Origin of the sequence: Staphylococcus sp. GDX8P80P (genome assembly GCF_017893095.1) — a bacterium.
Lineage (GTDB): Bacteria > Bacillota > Bacilli > Staphylococcales > Staphylococcaceae > Staphylococcus > Staphylococcus borealis.
Map to the genome: position 1 here is coordinate 1 of NZ_JAESMI010000217.1, position 345 is coordinate 345.

General features: G+C 31.6%; 1 pseudogene. It reads right to left on the reverse strand.

The window, feature by feature from the left end:
• Positions 1-5 precede the first annotated feature (5 nt).
• Positions 6-345: pseudogene (locus KA858_RS12525) on the reverse strand (type I restriction enzyme subunit R domain-containing protein); the annotation flags it as partial.

Below are 345 nucleotides of genomic sequence, written 5' to 3' on the forward strand. Positions count from 1 at the left end.
CACTAAATATTACCGTAAGGTTTACGCTCTTTTTCTACACGATTCGTTCTTGAATAGGCTTGAATTAAATCATGATGTTTCAAGTTTTTATCGACATAAAGAGTATTCAACTTTTTACTATCAAAGCCTGTCAAAAACATATTAACAACAATGAGAATGTCGATTTTGTCATCACGAACAACTTCTTTCATACGCTTAGATACGTCAGAAAAGTAGCCTTCGAAATTATCCGTATTATAATTCGTTTTAAATGTTTGATTATAATCATTCATAATACGGTCGAGAATTTCTCTTGAATGTTCCTGTTTTTCACCTTCTTGTGTATCTTCATTGGCTTGATACGTA